This window comes from Thiocapsa sp. (assembly GCF_022340925.1).
Lineage (GTDB): Bacteria > Pseudomonadota > Gammaproteobacteria > Chromatiales > Chromatiaceae > Thiocapsa.
In genome coordinates this window covers 1-15,783 of the sequence record NZ_JAJDNA010000100.1, presented here as the reverse complement: position 1 = coordinate 15,783, position 15,783 = coordinate 1, and the positions used below count along the sequence as shown (strand labels likewise).

At 64.6% G+C, this 15,783-nt stretch carries 16 protein-coding genes; 11 read left to right on the top strand and 5 right to left on the bottom strand.

From position 1 onward, the window contains the following. The first annotated feature begins 85 nt into the window (after window positions 1-85). The 9 genes from aroQ (at window position 86) to purD (ending at window position 8,763) form a co-directional block, all read left to right on the top strand. Window positions 86-547 (top strand): type II 3-dehydroquinate dehydratase, encoded by a 462-nt coding sequence (gene aroQ / locus LJE61_RS12070; protein ID WP_296909324.1) that lies wholly within the window; start codon window positions 86-88, stop codon window positions 545-547. 2 nt (window positions 548-549) lie between these two features. After that, entirely contained in the window at window positions 550-1,005 is a 456-nt protein-coding gene (gene accB, locus LJE61_RS12065; RefSeq protein WP_296909325.1) for an acetyl-CoA carboxylase biotin carboxyl carrier protein, read from the top strand. Window positions 1,006-1,089: 84 nt separating this feature from the next. After that, the gene (gene accC / locus LJE61_RS12060) at window positions 1,090-2,436 is read left to right on the top strand and encodes an acetyl-CoA carboxylase biotin carboxylase subunit (RefSeq protein ID WP_296909339.1); all 1,347 of its coding nucleotides are present in this window, start codon (window positions 1,090-1,092) and stop codon (window positions 2,434-2,436) included. Between the two features lie 350 nt (window positions 2,437-2,786). Next, window positions 2,787-3,653, top strand: coding sequence for a 50S ribosomal protein L11 methyltransferase (gene prmA, locus LJE61_RS12055; protein WP_296909326.1), 867 nt, complete (start codon window positions 2,787-2,789; stop codon window positions 3,651-3,653). After that, window positions 3,650-4,660: a tRNA dihydrouridine synthase DusB gene (dusB, locus tag LJE61_RS12050; protein ID WP_296909327.1), complete on the top strand. Its 1,011-nt coding sequence runs from the start codon at window positions 3,650-3,652 to the stop codon at window positions 4,658-4,660. The genes prmA and dusB overlap by 4 nt, the downstream gene beginning before the upstream one ends. After that, entirely contained in the window at window positions 4,657-4,965 is a 309-nt protein-coding gene (locus LJE61_RS12045; protein ID WP_296909328.1) for a helix-turn-helix domain-containing protein, read from the top strand. Before dusB ends, LJE61_RS12045 begins: the two co-directional genes overlap by 4 nt. Before the next feature lie 43 nt (window positions 4,966-5,008). Then, entirely contained in the window at window positions 5,009-6,568 is a 1,560-nt protein-coding gene (purH, locus tag LJE61_RS12040) for a bifunctional phosphoribosylaminoimidazolecarboxamide formyltransferase/IMP cyclohydrolase (RefSeq protein WP_296918508.1), read from the top strand. 113 nt (window positions 6,569-6,681) lie between these two features. Continuing rightward, entirely contained in the window at window positions 6,682-7,458 is a 777-nt protein-coding gene (gene lpxA, locus LJE61_RS12035; protein ID WP_296909330.1) for an acyl-ACP--UDP-N-acetylglucosamine O-acyltransferase, read from the top strand. Between the two features lie 15 nt (window positions 7,459-7,473). After that, window positions 7,474-8,763 carry a phosphoribosylamine--glycine ligase gene (gene purD, locus LJE61_RS12030; protein WP_296918507.1) on the top strand — a complete coding sequence of 430 codons (1,290 nt, stop codon included), beginning with the start codon at window positions 7,474-7,476 and terminating at the stop codon, window positions 8,761-8,763. 291 nt (window positions 8,764-9,054) lie between these two features. Here the strand turns inward: purD and phbB are convergent, their stop codons facing one another. The 4 genes from phbB to LJE61_RS12010 all read right to left on the bottom strand — a co-directional run bounded on the left by phbB (window position 9,055) and on the right by LJE61_RS12010 (window position 12,454). After that, on the bottom strand, window positions 9,055-9,795 hold the full coding sequence (phbB, locus tag LJE61_RS12025) for an acetoacetyl-CoA reductase (protein ID WP_296909332.1): 741 nt from the start codon (window positions 9,793-9,795) through the stop codon (window positions 9,055-9,057). A gap of 199 nt (window positions 9,796-9,994) precedes the next feature. Then, a complete protein-coding gene (locus LJE61_RS12020) occupies window positions 9,995-10,360 on the bottom strand; it encodes a phasin family protein (RefSeq protein ID WP_296909333.1) in 366 nt (121 codons plus the stop codon). A gap of 279 nt (window positions 10,361-10,639) precedes the next feature. Beyond that, window positions 10,640-11,161, bottom strand: coding sequence for a polyhydroxyalkanoate synthesis repressor PhaR (gene phaR, locus LJE61_RS12015; protein ID WP_296909334.1), 522 nt, complete (start codon window positions 11,159-11,161; stop codon window positions 10,640-10,642). Between the two features lie 108 nt (window positions 11,162-11,269). Further along, a complete protein-coding gene (locus LJE61_RS12010; RefSeq protein WP_296909335.1) occupies window positions 11,270-12,454 on the bottom strand; it encodes an acetyl-CoA C-acetyltransferase in 1,185 nt (394 codons plus the stop codon). 187 nt (window positions 12,455-12,641) lie between these two features. Here LJE61_RS12010 and phaE point away from each other — a divergent pair, with 187 nt between their 5' ends. Together phaE and LJE61_RS12000 are read left to right on the top strand one after the other, a co-directional pair. Then, on the top strand, window positions 12,642-13,706 hold the full coding sequence (phaE, locus tag LJE61_RS12005) for a class III poly(R)-hydroxyalkanoic acid synthase subunit PhaE (protein WP_296909336.1): 1,065 nt from the start codon (window positions 12,642-12,644) through the stop codon (window positions 13,704-13,706). 55 nt (window positions 13,707-13,761) lie between these two features. Continuing rightward, complete coding sequence (locus tag LJE61_RS12000; RefSeq protein ID WP_296918506.1) at window positions 13,762-14,832, top strand: class III poly(R)-hydroxyalkanoic acid synthase subunit PhaC; 1,071 nt, start codon at window positions 13,762-13,764, stop codon at window positions 14,830-14,832. Between the two features lie 185 nt (window positions 14,833-15,017). Here LJE61_RS12000 and LJE61_RS11995 read toward each other — a convergent pair whose 3' ends face one another. Further along, entirely contained in the window at window positions 15,018-15,689 is a 672-nt protein-coding gene (locus tag LJE61_RS11995) for a hypothetical protein (RefSeq protein WP_296918505.1), read from the bottom strand. Window positions 15,690-15,783 lie beyond the last annotated feature (94 nt).

The window sequence follows — 15,783 nt, the reverse complement described above, 5'->3', positions numbered from 1 at the left end:
CGCACAATTCGGCGCGATTTTCCGCTATTCCCAATCGGATCGGCGGCTACTCTGGTGGCCGATCGACATAGAGCGAGTTGACCGGATGGCCGCGATCCTGGTTCTGAACGGACCCAATCTCAATCTTCTCGGTACCCGGGAGCCGGCACACTACGGTCGTGCAACCCTAGCGGATATCCGCCAAAGCCTGGAGGAGATGGCACGGGCGGCCGGGTTGACGCTGGAGTTCCTTCAGACTAACGCCGAGCATGTGCTGGTCGATGCCGTCCAGCGGGCCACGAGCGAGCAGGTCCGCTTCATCATCTTGAACCCCGCCGCCTTCACGCATACCAGCGTCGCGCTTCGCGACGCCCTGCTCGCGGTCGGGATCCCCTTTATCGAGGTCCATCTGTCCAACGTCCACGCCCGCGAGCCATTCCGTGCGCACTCCTACTTCTCCGACATCGCCGTCGGCGTGATCAGCGGGCTCGGCGCCGAGGGATATAGGCTCGCATTGCGCGCCGCGCTTGGCCGCCTGGCGCAAGACCAACCGAACGAGAGCCATTGAGTATGGACATCCGCAAGGTCAAAAAGCTGATCGAGCTGTTGGAGCAATCCGACGTCGCCGAGATCGAGATCCACGAGGGAGAGGAGTCGGTTCGCATCAGCCGGCAAGGCAGCGCGACGATGCCGCTGTACATGCCTCAGGCGGGACCCATGGCCGCGGCTCCGGTCGCGGGCCCAGCGACGGCGGGCGCCGTTGACGAGGATGAGGAGCTCGAAGCCATGGACGGGGAGATCGTCCGCTCGCCCATGGTTGGGACCTTCTATCGAGCCCCTTCGCCGGGTTCCAAGCCGTTCGTGGAGGAGGGGCAGACAGTCCAGGCCGGCGAGACCCTCTGCATCATCGAGGCGATGAAGATCCTCAACCAGATCGAATGCGAGCAGGGTGGAACGGTGAGACGGATCCTCGTCGAGAACGGCCAACCGGTTGAATACAATCAGCCGCTGTTCGTGATCGAATAAAGGCGGACCGCTCCGCCCAACCAGCGGGCCGCGCCGCCAGTCGCGCCGGCCTCCTTGAACAAAGACACCTCCGCCATGGCTGCAATGATCGAGAAGGTCCTGATCGCCAACCGGGGCGAGATCGCGCTGCGGATTCTGCGCGCCTGTCGCGAGCTCGGCATCAAGACGGTCGCGGTGCACTCCGAGGCGGATCGCGACCTCAAGCATGTCCTCCTCGCCGACGAGTCGGTCTGTATCGGTCCGGCGTCCTCGCTGCACAGCTATCTCAACGTACCGGCCATCATCAGCGCCGCCGAGGTGACGGACACCGTGGCCGTCCATCCCGGCTACGGTTTCCTCTCGGAGAATGCCGACTTCGCCGAGCGCGTCGAGCATTCGGGCTTCATCTTCATCGGGCCCAGACCCGAGACGATCCGCCTCATGGGCGACAAGGTCTCCGCCATCACGGCGATGAGGACGGCGGGCGTCCCCTGCGTGCCCGGCTCCGATGGCCCTCTCGACGACAACAAGAAGCGCACCCTGGCAATCGCGCGCGAGATCGGCTACCCGGTCATCATCAAGGCATCCGGCGGCGGCGGCGGACGTGGGATGCGGGTCGTCCATTCCGAAGCGACCTTATTGAATGCCATCTCACTGACCAAGGCCGAGGCTGCCGCAGCCTTCAGCAACGACATGGTCTACATGGAGAAGTATCTGGAGAACCCGCGGCATATCGAGTTCCAGGTGCTCGCCGACCAGTTGGGCAATGCGATCCATCTCGGCGAGCGCGACTGCTCCATGCAGCGCCGTCACCAAAAGGTCTTGGAAGAGGCCCCGGCCCCCGGCATCACCGAGGCACAAAGGCGCGAGATCGGCGAGCGCTGCGCTGAGGCCTGTCGGACCATCGGTTATCGGGGTGCCGGCACATTCGAGTTCCTTTACGAGGACGGCTGCTTCTATTTCATCGAGATGAACACGCGCGTGCAGGTCGAGCATCCGGTCACGGAGATGATCACGGGCATCGATATCGTCAAGGAGCAGATCCTGATCGCTGCCGGCGAGCCGTTACGCTACTGCCAGGACGACGTCCAGATCCGCGGGCACGCGGTCGAGTGCCGCATCAATGCCGAGGACTCCGAGACCTTCATGCCCAGCCCAGGGAAGATCACAGAGTTTCATGCCCCCGGTGGTCCCGGCGTCCGACTCGAGACCCATATCTATTCCGGCTACACGGTACCGCGATACTATGACTCCATGATCGGCAAGCTCATCACCCACGGCGAAGACCGGGATGCCGCGATCGCCCGGATGTGCAACGCCCTGCGTGAGACCGTGATCGACGGCATCAACACCAATATCAAGCTGCAGCGCTCGATCCTGAGCGACGGCGCCTTCCTGGCCGGCGGCGCCAACATCCACTATCTGGAGAAGAAGCTCGGCATGCAGAGCTGAGCCGCCTTCTGGACGACATGCATTTCGCTGAGGCGAGCTCAGCCTTGGGTCAGGCGAATGCCGTGGCAAGACGCGGCTCATGCCCGTCAGATATGGATTGTCCGCCGCGATGCATGCCTCTCGCACCCGATGGCCGCGTTGCGACTCCGCGCGACAGAGCCCGCTGGCACTCCTCGTCGCGCCCTGCTTCTCGCCCACGATCAAGCGCAACTCGCTGAATGCAAAACCCAGATGCGACGGGTATCGAGCTACGAATGACAGACTTGATCCGCGTCCGCCAGGGCGCCCTTGGACTCACGCAGGGTCGAGCCCAGATGGACAGATCGCACCTCATGCCGGACGCGGTTTAGATGCCCTGGCTGCAGCTGTCGATCGAGGCACACGGGCCCGAAGCCGAGCGGATCGCCTCGAGACTCGACGAGGCGGGCGCGCTGTCGGTTACCCTCGCGGATGCCGGCGACGAGCCGCAGCTCGAGCCGGGTCCGGGCGAGACGCCGCTGTGGACGCGGGTCAGGGTCTCCGCGCTGTTCACGGCGGACGCAAGCGGCGAGGCCTTGGTCGACGCGCTGGCGCGCGAGCTCGGGACGAACCCGTCGGTCGAGCGGATCGCCGATCAGGCCTGGGAACGGGTCTGGCTCGATACCTTCAAGCCCACCCGTTTCGGCCGCCGCCTCTGGGTCTGCCCGCACGGTCAGGCCCCGGATGACCGCGACGCGCGCGTGGTCATGCTGGATCCGGGGTTGGCCTTCGGGACAGGTCAGCATGCCACCACGGCTCTCTGTCTGGAATGGCTCGACCATGTCCCGCTGGCCGGCAGGACGGTTCTCGACTACGGATGCGGCTCCGGGATTCTAGCCATCGCGGCGCTTCGACTGGGCGCCGCGGCGGCGATCGCGGTCGACCATGATCCCCAGGCCCTGGAGGCGACCCGCGACAACGCTCTTGCCAACGCGGTCGCCGACCGGATCTCGATCTATCGCCCGGACGAGCTCCCGGGCCTGAGCGTCGATGTCACCGTCGCGAACATCCTGGCCGGACCGCTGATCGAGTTGGCGCCCCGGCTGACGCGAGCCCTGCGCCCGGGGGGCGGGCTCGCGATCTCCGGGGTGCTGGCGGGGCAGGTGGAGGCGGTCAGCCGCGCCTATGCCGGCGCGGTCCTGCTCGCACCCGCGCGGGTGAGAGAGGACTGGGCCCTCATCAGCGGGCTGCGACGATGACTGCGCAAGAGAGATGCCACTTCACCATCGGCCCATACCGGTTCGAGAACAATCTGATCCTCGCGCCGATGGCCGGGATCAGTGATCGCCCCTTCCGCACGCTGTGTCGGCGCCTGGGCGCGGGCCTTGCCGTGGCGGAGATGGTGTCGTCGAACACGGCGCTGTGGGGCACCCGGAAATCGATACGGCGTCTCGATTATCGCGGAGAGGGCGGGCCCGTCTCGGTACAGATCGTCGGCACGGATCCGATCGCAATGGCCGAGGCGGCCCGGGTCCATGTCGAGCGCGGGGCCCACATCGTCGACATCAACATGGGCTGCCCAGCCAAAAAAGTCTGCCATCGGGCCGCTGGATCGGCGCTGCTGAGGGACGAGGTCCTGGTCGGGCGAATCCTCGCATCCGTCGTGGCTGCCGTCGAGGTCCCAGTCACCCTGAAGATCCGCACCGGGTGGACGCCGGAGACCCGCAACGCACTGCGCATCGCTCAGATCGCCTGGGAGAGCGGGATCGCCGCGCTGGCCGTGCACGGCCGGACGCGCGCCTGCAACTACGCTGTGCCGGCGGAGCACGAGACAGTGCGCTCGATTCGCGAGAGGGTGCCGATTCCTCTCATTGCGAATGGCGACATCGCAAGCCCCCAGAGGGCGAAAGAGGTTCTGGACTGCACCGGCGCCGATGCTATTATGATCGGGCGCGCGTCCCGGGGTCGGCCCTGGCTCTTCCGCGACGTCGCGGCCTATCTTGCTTCGGGGACCCTCCCGGTCCAGCCGCCGAGGCGATGGGTCCAGGCGCTCCTGAGCGAGCACCTCGAGGCGCTATACCTGTTTTACGGCACCCAAGACGGCTTGCGCATTGCCCGGAAGCACATCGCCTGGTACTGCGGGCACTTGCCGGGTGCGGCAGCTTTTAGAGAAAGGATCAACCGGACGGAAACCGTGGCCGAGCAGTTGTCTCAAGTGGCCGCGTTCTTCGACCCAGGCCCCGAAAAGGAGAATCGAGCAGCATGAAGACAGCCGCATTGGACAGCGTAAAACCGTCGCAGTCGACCGAGCTGAAGGTCGTCGAGGCCGATCGTACCGACCCCTTGAGCAAGTGCGTACAGGACGCACTCGGTTTCTACCTCGAGAACATGGCGGGGCATCAGGTGAGCAATCTCTACGAGCTCGTCATCGAAGAGGTCGAGCGCCCGCTGTTCGAGACCGTTCTGAAGCACACGAACGGGAACCTGAGCCTTGCCGCGAAAATGCTCGGCTTGACGCGGGCGACCCTGCGAAAACGTCTCCGTGGCTATGGGATTGCGCGCGACCGCTGACCCGAACCCAGTCCCCCAGATCAGACGAGCCGGATCGATCCAAATGGAACCCATTCATCGCGCCCTGATCAGCGTCTCCGACAAGACCGGCCTGATCGCGTTCGCCCGCGGCCTCGCGGACAGCGGGGTCGAGATCCTCTCGACCGGCGGGACCGCCCGCATGCTGACCGAGCATGAGATCGCCGTGATCGAGGTCTCGGACTACACCGGCTTCCCGGAGATGATGGCGGGCCGGGTCAAGACGCTGCATCCACGCATCCATGGCGGGATATTGGGTCGGCGCGGGGTCGACGACAGGGTCATGCGTGAAAACGAGATCAAGACGATCGACCTCGTCGTGGTGAACCTCTATCCTTTCGAGGAGACAGTCGCCGACCCGTCTTGCGACCTGGCGACGGCGATCGAGAATATCGACATCGGCGGACCGACCCTGCTCCGCGCGGCAGCCAAGAACCATGTCAGCGTCACCGTCGTGGTGGATGCGGCCGATTACCTGAGGGTCGCTGCCGAGATCGCCGAGCATGGGGGCGTGAGCGATGCCCTGCGTTTCGATCTCGCGGTGAAGGCCTTTGAGCATACCGCGCGCTATGATGGGGCCATCGCCAACCATCTGGGTGCGCGTCTCGCGGTCGATCTGCCCGGGGCCTTCCCGCGAACACTGAGCCTGCAGCTCAGCCGCAAGCAGTCCATGCGGTACGGCGAGAACCCGCACCAGAACGCCGCCTTCTACGTGGAGCACAGCCTCTCGGAGAAGAGCGTCGCCACCGCCCGCCAGCTGCAGGGCAAGGACCTGTCCTACAACAACATCGCCGACACCGATGCCGCGTTGGAATGCATCAAGCAATTCGCGGAAGCGCCGGCGTGTGTGATCGTGAAGCACGCCAACCCCTGCGGCGTCGCCCTCGGCTCGAGCCTGCTCGAGGCCTACGAGCGCGCCTACAGCACCGACCCCGAATCCGCCTTCGGCGGGATCATCGCCTTCAATCAGGAGCTGGACGGCGAGACGGCCAGGGCCGTCGTCGAGCGTCAGTTCGTCGAGGTGATCATTGCGCCTCACGTGAGCCCCGGGGCGGGCGAAGCCGTCGCGGCCAAGAAGAACATCCGTCTGCTCGAATGCGGCGCCTGGGACAGCGAGCTGGTGCATCGTCTCGACTTCAAACGGGTCAACGGGGGGCTCCTGGTACAGGATGCGGACCTCCGGCTGATCGAGTCCCTGCGCACCGTCAGCGAGCGCGAGCCGAGTCAGCAGGAGCTGGACGACCTCCTCTTCGCCTGGCGGGTGGCCAAGTTCGTCAAATCCAACGCCATCGTTTACGGACGCAACGGCATGACCATTGGTGTGGGAGCCGGCCAGATGAGCCGGATCAACTCGGCCCGAATCGCAGCCATCAAGGCCGAGCAGTCCGGTCTCAAGTTGGCCGGCGCCGTCATGGCCTCGGACGCCTTCTTCCCTTTCCGCGACGGCATCGATCAGGCCGCCGAGGCCGGCATCACTGCCGTCATCCAGCCCGGCGGCTCCCTCCGTGACGAAGAGGTCATCGCCGCGGCCAACGAGCACCGCATGGCCATGGTTGTCACGGGCATGCGTCATTTCAGACACTGAGGCGAAGCCGCGTCCGGAGTGTAAGGCGTCGTTTAGCGGTGCGCTCAGCCTCGCCTCGGGCAACAAGCCCTGGCAAGGCGTGGTTGCGGATGAGTCTCGCCAGAAGGTCAACCATGGCAATCCATCCTACTGCCATCATCGAAGAGGGCGCCGACCTGCACGAGACGGTCAGTGTCGGGCCCTACTCGATCATCGAGTCCGGGGCCGTGATCGGCGAGGGCTGTCGGATCGAGTCATGCGTGCGCATCTTCGCCCTGACCCACATGGGGGCCCACAACCAGGTCTGTCATGGGGTGACGCTCGGGTCCGCGCCCCAGGATCTCGGCTATCGGCCGGAGCTGGCCCGACCGCTGGTCATCGGCGATCACAATGACTTCAAGGAAGGCGTCAACATCAGCTGCGGCCTCAAGTCCGAGGCGGGCACGCGCATCGGCAGTCACAATTACTGGATGGCCTTCTCGCATGCGGGTCACGACTGCATCGTCGGCGACCACAACATCTTCGCCAACACCGCCACGCTGGCCGGTCATGTCGAGATCGAGGACCGCACCTTCATTTCGGGGCAGGTCGCGGTTCATCAATTCTGCCGGATCGGGGCATACGCCATGGTCGCCGGGGTTACCGGCGTACCCCAGGACGTGCCGCCGTTCGCGTTGGCCGACGGTCACCGTGCACGAATCGTTGGTCTGAACGTCGTGGGCCTGCGCCGGGCCGGCTTCTCCCCGGAGCAGCGTGACCGGATCAAGGGCGCCTATCGCCTGATCTTCCGCTCCGGCCTGCGACTGCCGCAGGCCCTGGTGCGCGCCGAGCAGGACTACCCCGGCCCCGAGACGCAACAGATCGTCCAGTTCATCCAGTCGAGCCGGCGCGGCGTGATCTCGTTCGGCTGAAGGAAGCAAGCGCCTATGAAGATCCTGATCGTCGGCAGCGGCGGACGCGAGCATGCCCTTGCCTGGAAGGCCGCGCGGTCGCCTCTGGCGGAGCGTGTCTTCGTGGCACCGGGTAACGGCGGGACCGCCCAGGAACCCCATGTCGAGAATGTGCCGATCGCGTCCGAGGATGTTCCTGCCCTGGTGCGGTTCGCGACCGACCAGGCGATCGGTCTGACCATCATCGGCCCCGAGGCGCCCCTGGTCGCGGGCATCGTCGACGCCTTCGAGGCTGCCGGTCTGCGGTGCTTCGGCCCGCGCAGGGTCGCGGCGCAGCTCGAAGGCTCCAAGGCATTCACGAAGGACTTCCTGGCGCGACATCGGATCCCCACGGCGGCCTACGACGTCTTCACGGAACCCGCGCCCGCCTTCGAGTATCTCCGACAGGTGGGTGCCCCGATCGTCATCAAGGCCGATGGCCTCGCGGCCGGCAAGGGCGTCATCCTGGCAGAGGATCTGGCGGCGGCCGAGGCGGCAGTGCTCGACATGCTGAGCGTCAGGCGATTCGGCAGCGCCGGCAAACGGCTGGTCATTGAGGAATGGCTGACCGGCGAGGAGGCGAGCTTCATGGTCATGGTCGACGGCGCGCATATCCTGCCGCTCGCCACCTCACAAGACCACAAGGCGCGCGACGATGGCGATCGTGGGCCCAACACCGGCGGGATGGGCGCCTATTCGCCCGCACCCATCGTGACCCCGGCCGTCCACGAGCGCATCATGCACGAGGTGATCGAGCCGACGGTCACCGGACTCAGCGCCGAGGGCATCCAGTACGTCGGCTTTCTCTATGCCGGACTCATGATCTCACCCGATGGGACACCCAAGGTCCTCGAGTACAACTGCCGGCTGGGGGATCCGGAGACGCAGCCACTCCTGATGCGCCTGGAATCAGACCTCGTCGAGCTCTGTCTGGCCGCGGTCGAGGGTCGACTCGATCGCACGGCGGCTGCCTGGGATCCTCGACCCGCAGTGGGCGTGGTGATGGCCGCGGGCGGCTATCCCGATCGATACGAGGTCGGCCGCTCCATCTCCGGGTTGGACAATCAACTGCCCCCCGGGACCAAGGTCTTCCATGGCGGCACCAAGCCGGAGGGATCGGCGGTCTTGACCAGCGGCGGCCGTGTGCTCTGTGTCACGGCCTTGGGCAACAGCGTCTCGGAAGCCCAGGCCCTCGCCTACCGCGCGATCGAGGGGATCCACTGGCAGGACTGCTACTATCGACGTGACATCGGTTACCGGGCCATCGCCCGGGAGCGGGCGGCCTGAAACAGCCGACAGCGCTGTGCGGATCCGGCCGCCTGTGCTCTGCAAGGGCCGTTGAGGGGCCGCGATCGTCGCATTGCGCGGAGCAGACCTGTGTGCATCACCTTGATTGCTGAGCACAGGATCTCCGGAAAAGTACACCCCAAGTCCGCAAAAAAAAGCCCGGCGAGGGGCCGGGCTGCAAACGTCTCATGATGACAGAGACGAGGAGGACACTGTATCCATCGAACCTCGCTGGGCCGGGATGGCCTTCGGCCAGCCTGCAGCGTCGATGTCATGGATGCAACGGTCGCCTCAGTGCATGAAGAGACCGCCGTTCACCGGCAGGTTCGCGCCAGTCATATAGGCGCTTTGGTCGCTGGCCAGGAAGGCAATCGCCGCGGCGATCTCGTCGGGCTGGGCCATCCGGCGCATCGGGATGCCGGAGATGATGCTGTTGCGCACCGTGTCGTCCATTGCCAAGGTCATCGCGGTCTCGACATAGCCGGGCGAGACAGTGTTCACGGTCACGCCCTTTGCTGCGCCCTCTTGGGCGAGGGCCATCGTGAAGCCGTGCATGCCGGCCTTGGCGGCGGAATAGTTCGCCTGGCCGAACTGACCGCGCTGCCCGTTGACCGAGGAGATGTTGATGATCCGCCCGAAGCCGCGTTCCAGCATGCCTTCCCACACCTGACGGGTCACATTGAAGACGCTGTTCAGGTTGACCTGGATCACCGCCTCCCACTGCGCCAGCTCCATCTTCTTGAAGGTCTTGTCGCGCGTGATGCCAGCGCAGTTGACGAGAATGTCGATGTTGCCGTGACGGTCGGCGATCTCCTTGATCATCCGTGCGCTGTCGTCGAACGAGGAGACATCCCCGGCGATCGTGTCGATCCTGAAACCCTCGGCCTCGCGATCCGCCTTCCATGCCGCTGCGGCATCTGCCTCGGATGGGTGATGGTTCGCGATGACGGTGCAGCCATCCTTTGCAAGACGCGTACAGATCGAGGTCCCAATTCCGCCGATACCACCAGTGACAAGTGCGATACGGGTCATGTCTCTATTCCTCCAGGTCATTATGGTTTCGTCGGTCCACGTGTTCAGACCGGGCGTCCCGCGATCGACGCATGATCGGTTCGAGCGCTGCTCGCGTCTGGGTCTCAATCCATGATTTACTACATCCCGCTGCGAGGGGTTGCGAATGGCAGTCCGTCCTTGGACTGTGGCGAGAGGGTGTCTCGAGGAACCGACTGGGTCAGGCGGTCGGAACGGCCTTGCGCAGGTCTGCGTTGAGGTCGGCCAGGTTCTTCTCGAACCAGGTACGGTATTCGTCCCGGACCTCGCTTACGACCTGCATACCGGTCTTGCCTTCTGCCAGGATTCGCTCGCTCAGCTCCTTGGCCGCCTCGACCTGACCCTTGAAGAATTCGTTGTAGCCCTTCGATTCGGTGGCCAGCTTCATGACCCGCATGGCGTGATCCATGTAGAGGCTCATCGCATCCATCTGACGGGCTGAAAGCTTCTCGAAGGCACGGACATTGAGCTCACCCAGGCTGGTCATGCGCTCGGCGGTCTTGTTGGTCATCTCGTTGAGGCTGGTGAGGGTGTCATTGGTCGTCATGTGTCTTACTCCGGCTGTTGTGCGGTGCAGCAATTGTTGCGGCGCACAATAATGGCTCGAAAGAGACCTGTCAACCCCTGTCATTCAATCCACGGCCTGGCACCGCCGGTGGAGAACGGCCCTCGCGGCGCGCCTCAATCCGGGGTCCTCCGCCGACTCCAGGGCCAGCGGGCAGTCACCCATGGCGCGCCAGGCGGGGTGCTTGGCGCGGTGAGCCGATGCGGGCAAGCGGGTTGCAGTCGGGGGGCGTGTGCACCGCTGCCGATCCGCACCGTGCCCTCACATGGATTCGTCGTGCCCTGTCGCGTCGTTGTCCCGCGGACCGGGCTGCTTCGCCTCGGCCTTCTTGGGGCGGTCTCCGCCAACGGCAAAACCGGCCGCGCGCATGAATTCGCCCTGGATCTCGGTCCAAAGCTGGACGTTCTTCCGGGTCATGCGGCTCATGGCATCGAACGGGGTCTCACCCCAGGACCGCGCCAGCTCTTGGTGTTGTTTCGAGAACAGATCCAGGGAGCTTTCGAGATATCGGGCGAACATGCCCTGAAGGGTGCCGCCATAGAAACGGATGATCTGAGACAGCATCGTGGCGGTGAAGAGGGGCTCTCCCCCGCTTTCCTCGTCGAGCATGATCTGCAACAGGATCGACCGGGTGATGTCTTGGTCGTTTGCCGTGTCGATCACCTTGAAGCTCGCACAGCTCATGACGAGGTCGCGCACGTCGGCCAGCGTGATGTAGCGGCTGACTTCGGTGTCGTAGAGGCGCCGGTTCGGGTACTTCTTGATGATGCGCTGGTCTTTCATGGGCAGCTGGGCCGATTCGTCCTTCGGTCTGGATAAGTGTACCCCAGCCAACGGGGGCACCACGCGCGGGCCCGGCGCTCCCGCGCCGAGCCTGGCAGGGCCCGCTGCTCAGACCCGCTCGACCGCGAGAGCAACCCCTTGGCCGCCGCCGATACAGAGGGTCGCCAGCCCCTTCCTGGCATCCCGCTTCTGCATCTCATAGAGCAGGGTCACCAACACACGGGCACCGGACGCACCGATCGGATGACCGATCGAGATGGCGCCGCCGTTCACGTTGACCTTGCTCAGCTCCCAGCCCATCTCCTGGTTGACCGACATCGCCTGCGCCGCAAAGGCCTCGTTGGCCTCGATCAGGTCCAGCTCCTCGGGCGTCCAACCGGCCTTCTCGAGACACTTTGTCGAGGCCGGGATCGGCCCTGTACCCATGATGGCGGGATCCACGCCGGCGCTCGCGAAGGCAACCAGGCGTGCCATCGGCTTGAGACCGAGCTCCTTCGCCTTGGACTCCTTCGTGACCACCACCATCGCCGCCCCGTCATTGATGCCGGAGGCATTGCCGGCGGTCACCGTCCCCGCCTTGTCGAACGCCGGGCGCAGCTTGGCGAGTGTCTCCGGCGTGGTGCCGGGGCGCGGGAACTCATCCTGATCGAAGACCACCGGCTCGCCCTTGCGCTGGGGGACACTGATGGGGATGATCTCGTCGGCGAAGCGGCCCGACTTGATGGCCGCTTCGGTCTTCTGCTGGGACGCCGCCGCGAAGGCATCCTGGGCCTCGCGGCTCAAGGCGTATTGCTTGGCGATATTCTCCGCGGTCACGCCCATGTGGCACTGATTGAAGGCATCCCAGAGACCATCGACGATCATGGTGTCCTTCATCGGCCAATCTCCCATCCGTTGCCCCTCACGCGAGCGCGGAAGGACATGTGAGGACTGGCTCATGCTTTCCTGGCCACCCGCAATCACGATATCCGCATCGCCGCAGGCGATCGCCTGCATCGCCAGATGAACCGCCTTGAGTCCGCTCCCGCAGACCTTGTTGATGGTCATGGCCGGGACCGCGTGAGGGAGGCCCGCGTTCAGGGTCGTCTGGCGCGCCGGGTTCTGGCCGACGCCGGCGGTCAGAACCTGACCCAGGATGACCTCGTCGACCTGGTCAGGAGCGATGCCGGTCCGCGCCATCAAGGCCTTGAGCAGGGCGGCCCCGAATTCGGTTGCCGGGAGGGAAGACAGACTGCCGCCGAAGGTGCCGACCGCTGTGCGGCCCGCGTCAACGATCACGATGTTTTCGCTCATGGTGTGCATGCCCGTGTGTTTGCGGTGGAAGCCCAGTGGCAAAGGCTGGCCGATCACGCGACCCGGCGGTGCGCTGTGGACGCCCGGCTCGCCTTGTAATGAGCACGGTGATTCTACGCCGCTTTGTTGCAGTGCACAAATCGACATGATACCGTGTGCGGCGATGCGATCCAAAGGGGGCAAGACCATGGCTGAAGAAGGCTTTTTCGATGACAGTTGGCTCGACCTGCAGCGCAAGTACTGGGAGACCTGGTCCCAGATGAGCCGGCAGGCGATGGGCTTGGAGGGGGACGAAGGCAAGCTCACCAACCCATGGGAAAGCGCGGTCGACAACTGGTGGAAGGCGCTCTCGCCGGCGGTCTCGGATTCTTCCAGGACCTTCATGGACAAGCTAATGGAACAAGGCAAGGTCTTCTTCCGCTTCGGGGAAGCCTTCGCCACCGGCGCACGCGACGATGCCTACGCGAGTGACGGCATGGCATTCTGGACCCAGGCGCTGGAAGACATCCGGCAGCGCTTTTCCGGTTCGCTGGATGGTGGCGACAACGTCATGCAGCAGATCATGTCCTTCTGGGAGATGCCGCTCGACAACTGGCAGCGGATGATGTCGTCGATGTCGCCCATGCCCGGCGACGCCCTGCGCAACATGCCGCACGAGCACCTCAATCGCGTCCTGTCGGCGCCGGGGCTGGGTTACACCCGGGAAGAGCAGAGTCAGTATCAGGAGCTGATCCGCGCGGCGATCGACTACCAACAGGCCCTGCAGGAATACTCCGGCTTCTACGCCCGCCTCGGAGTCAAGTCCGTCGAACGCATGGGCAGCTACATCCAGGGTGTCATCGACAGCGGCAAGAGCATCGACTCGGCCCGCTCACTTTACGATCACTGGGTCATGTCCTGCGAGGCGGTCTACGCGGAAGAGGTCGCAACACCCGAATATGCCAAGATCCATGGGCACCTGGTGAACGCCCAGATGGCCTTGAAACGGCGGATGGCCGTGATGGTCGACGAGAACCTCGGCGCCCTGAACATGCCGAGTCGCAGCGAGCTGCGGACCCTGCAGGATCGTCTGCAGGAGACGCGGCGCGAGAACAAGCAGCTCCGCCACACTCTCCAGGCGCTCGAAAAGCAGGTCGCAGCCCTTGCGGCCACCGTGCCGACTACGCTGCCGCCCACGATCAAGGCCGCCGCGCCGTCAGCCAAGGCACAGGTGCGGAAGAAGGCCGCCGCCAAGACAACCAGGACCGACTGACACCAGCCGCCCGAGGGCCGGCGCATCCCTGACGCACACCACGAGGAACCCAATCGTGATCCCAATCGATATCAGGCCCGACAAGCTCGCCCAAGAGATGCTGGACTATTCCCGTAAGCTGGGCCAGGGCATGGAGAACCTGCTCAATGCCCAGACGATCGACACCGGCGTCAGTCCGAAGCATGCGGTCTACAGCGAGGACAAGCTGGTCCTCTATCGCTATGACACGCCCGAGGGTGCCACCGCCGAGCCCGTACCACTCCTGATCGTCTACGCATTGGTCAATCGGCCCTACATGACCGACATCCAGGAGGACCGCTCCACGATCAAGGGTCTATTGGCCACCGGCCAGGACGTGTATCTCATCGACTGGGGCTATCCGGATCAGGCCGACCGGGCGATCACGCTCGACGACTACATCAACGGCTACCTCGACCGCTGTGTGGACCATATCCTCGATGCACATGGGATCGAGAAGATCAACCTCCTCGGCATCTGCCAGGGTGGAGCATTCGGTCTCATGTACACCGCAATGCACCAGGACAAGGTCAAGAATCTCGTCACCATGGTCACCCCGGTGGACTTCAAGACCCCGGACAATCTCCTGTCGGCCTGGGTGCAGAACGTCGACATCGACCTCGCCGTCGACACCATGGGCAACATCCCCGGCGAGCTGCTGAACTGGACCTTCCTCTCGCTGAAGCCGTTCAGCCTCACCGGGCAGAAATACGTCAACATGGTCGACCTGCTCGACGACCCGGACAAGGTCAAGAACTTCCTGCGGATGGAGAAGTGGATCTTCGACAGCCCGGACCAGGCCGGCGAGACCTTCCGTCAGTTCATCAAGGACTTCTACCAGCGCAATGGCTTCATCAACGGGGGGGTGATGCTGGGCGGTCAAGCGGTCGACCTCAAGAGGATCACCTGTCCCGTGCTCAACATCTATGCCATGCAGGACCACCTGGTTCCGCCCGACGCATCGAAGGCCCTGAAGGATCTGACCGAAAGCCAGGACTATACCGAGCTCGCCTTCCCCGGCGGACACATCGGCATCTATGTCAGCGGCAAGGCCCAGAAAGAGGTCACCCCCGCCATCGGCAAGTGGCTGAACGAACACTCTGTCTAGTGCGGACAGAACCCGGATGCGGTCTGCCCCGAGCGGACTACTGGCTCGCAGCGGCGGGATGTCCTGCGCCTCGACGGGCGTTGGGCGCACCCAACAGCGCACGAGCCTGAACCCCATCGCCACCCCGAATGGCGCCCGGAGTTCTAGACGACGGACCTGGCGGGGCGCATGGCATGCCGCACCCGCTATTCCCGCCAGCCGACGCGAACCACACCGACCGCGAGCGCCAGCAACGCCGAGACCGCAAAGAGCTCGAGTCCCTGCTCGGCGCGAGAGAGCGCATCGCGATCCATACCGAGCAGGGTCCTGAGCACGGAGCCGATCGCATCAGCGACGATCGAGGTCCCGGCCATGACGGCGAAGCCGGTGCCCACAAGCAGGATGGAGGCGCGTCCGGCCCGATCGCTTCGGTGCCAACCGATTGCGAGGGCCGCGACGATGACGCCGCCGAAGACGAGCAGATAAGCGGACAAGCCGATCAGCTGTCCGCTCGCTGCGGCACCCAAACCGCTCGGCGCGTGCGGGTCGACCGAATGGCCTTTTAAAAAGCGGTGAAATTTGAAGATCTTCTCCACCGCCATCAGGACGGCGACCAGCGAGAGACTGGCAAGGGCCGCGTTGCGCGCATGCCACCAGCCGGATAGCAGGAGCAGCGCAAGGAGCACGAGCTGGCCGGCGATAATCGCGTTCCCGATGCCGGAATGGAACCAGACCAACCCGAGCGCCTTGGCGGCAACGACGCCGATGTAAGCAACGTCAAACGCCAACAGCCCGCAGAACAGGCGAAGCGTCAACGCATCCCCGAGAACATTTCGACCAAGCTCCCTGGCGGCTGCCAGGCTCTCAAGACCGCGCATTCACCTGCCCCCATCACTGCACGCTGCCGAGCGCTGGAGGGCGTCGCGAAAATCGAGCGCACAGTTGGAAACCATCGCCCCGAGCCGCGCGCCC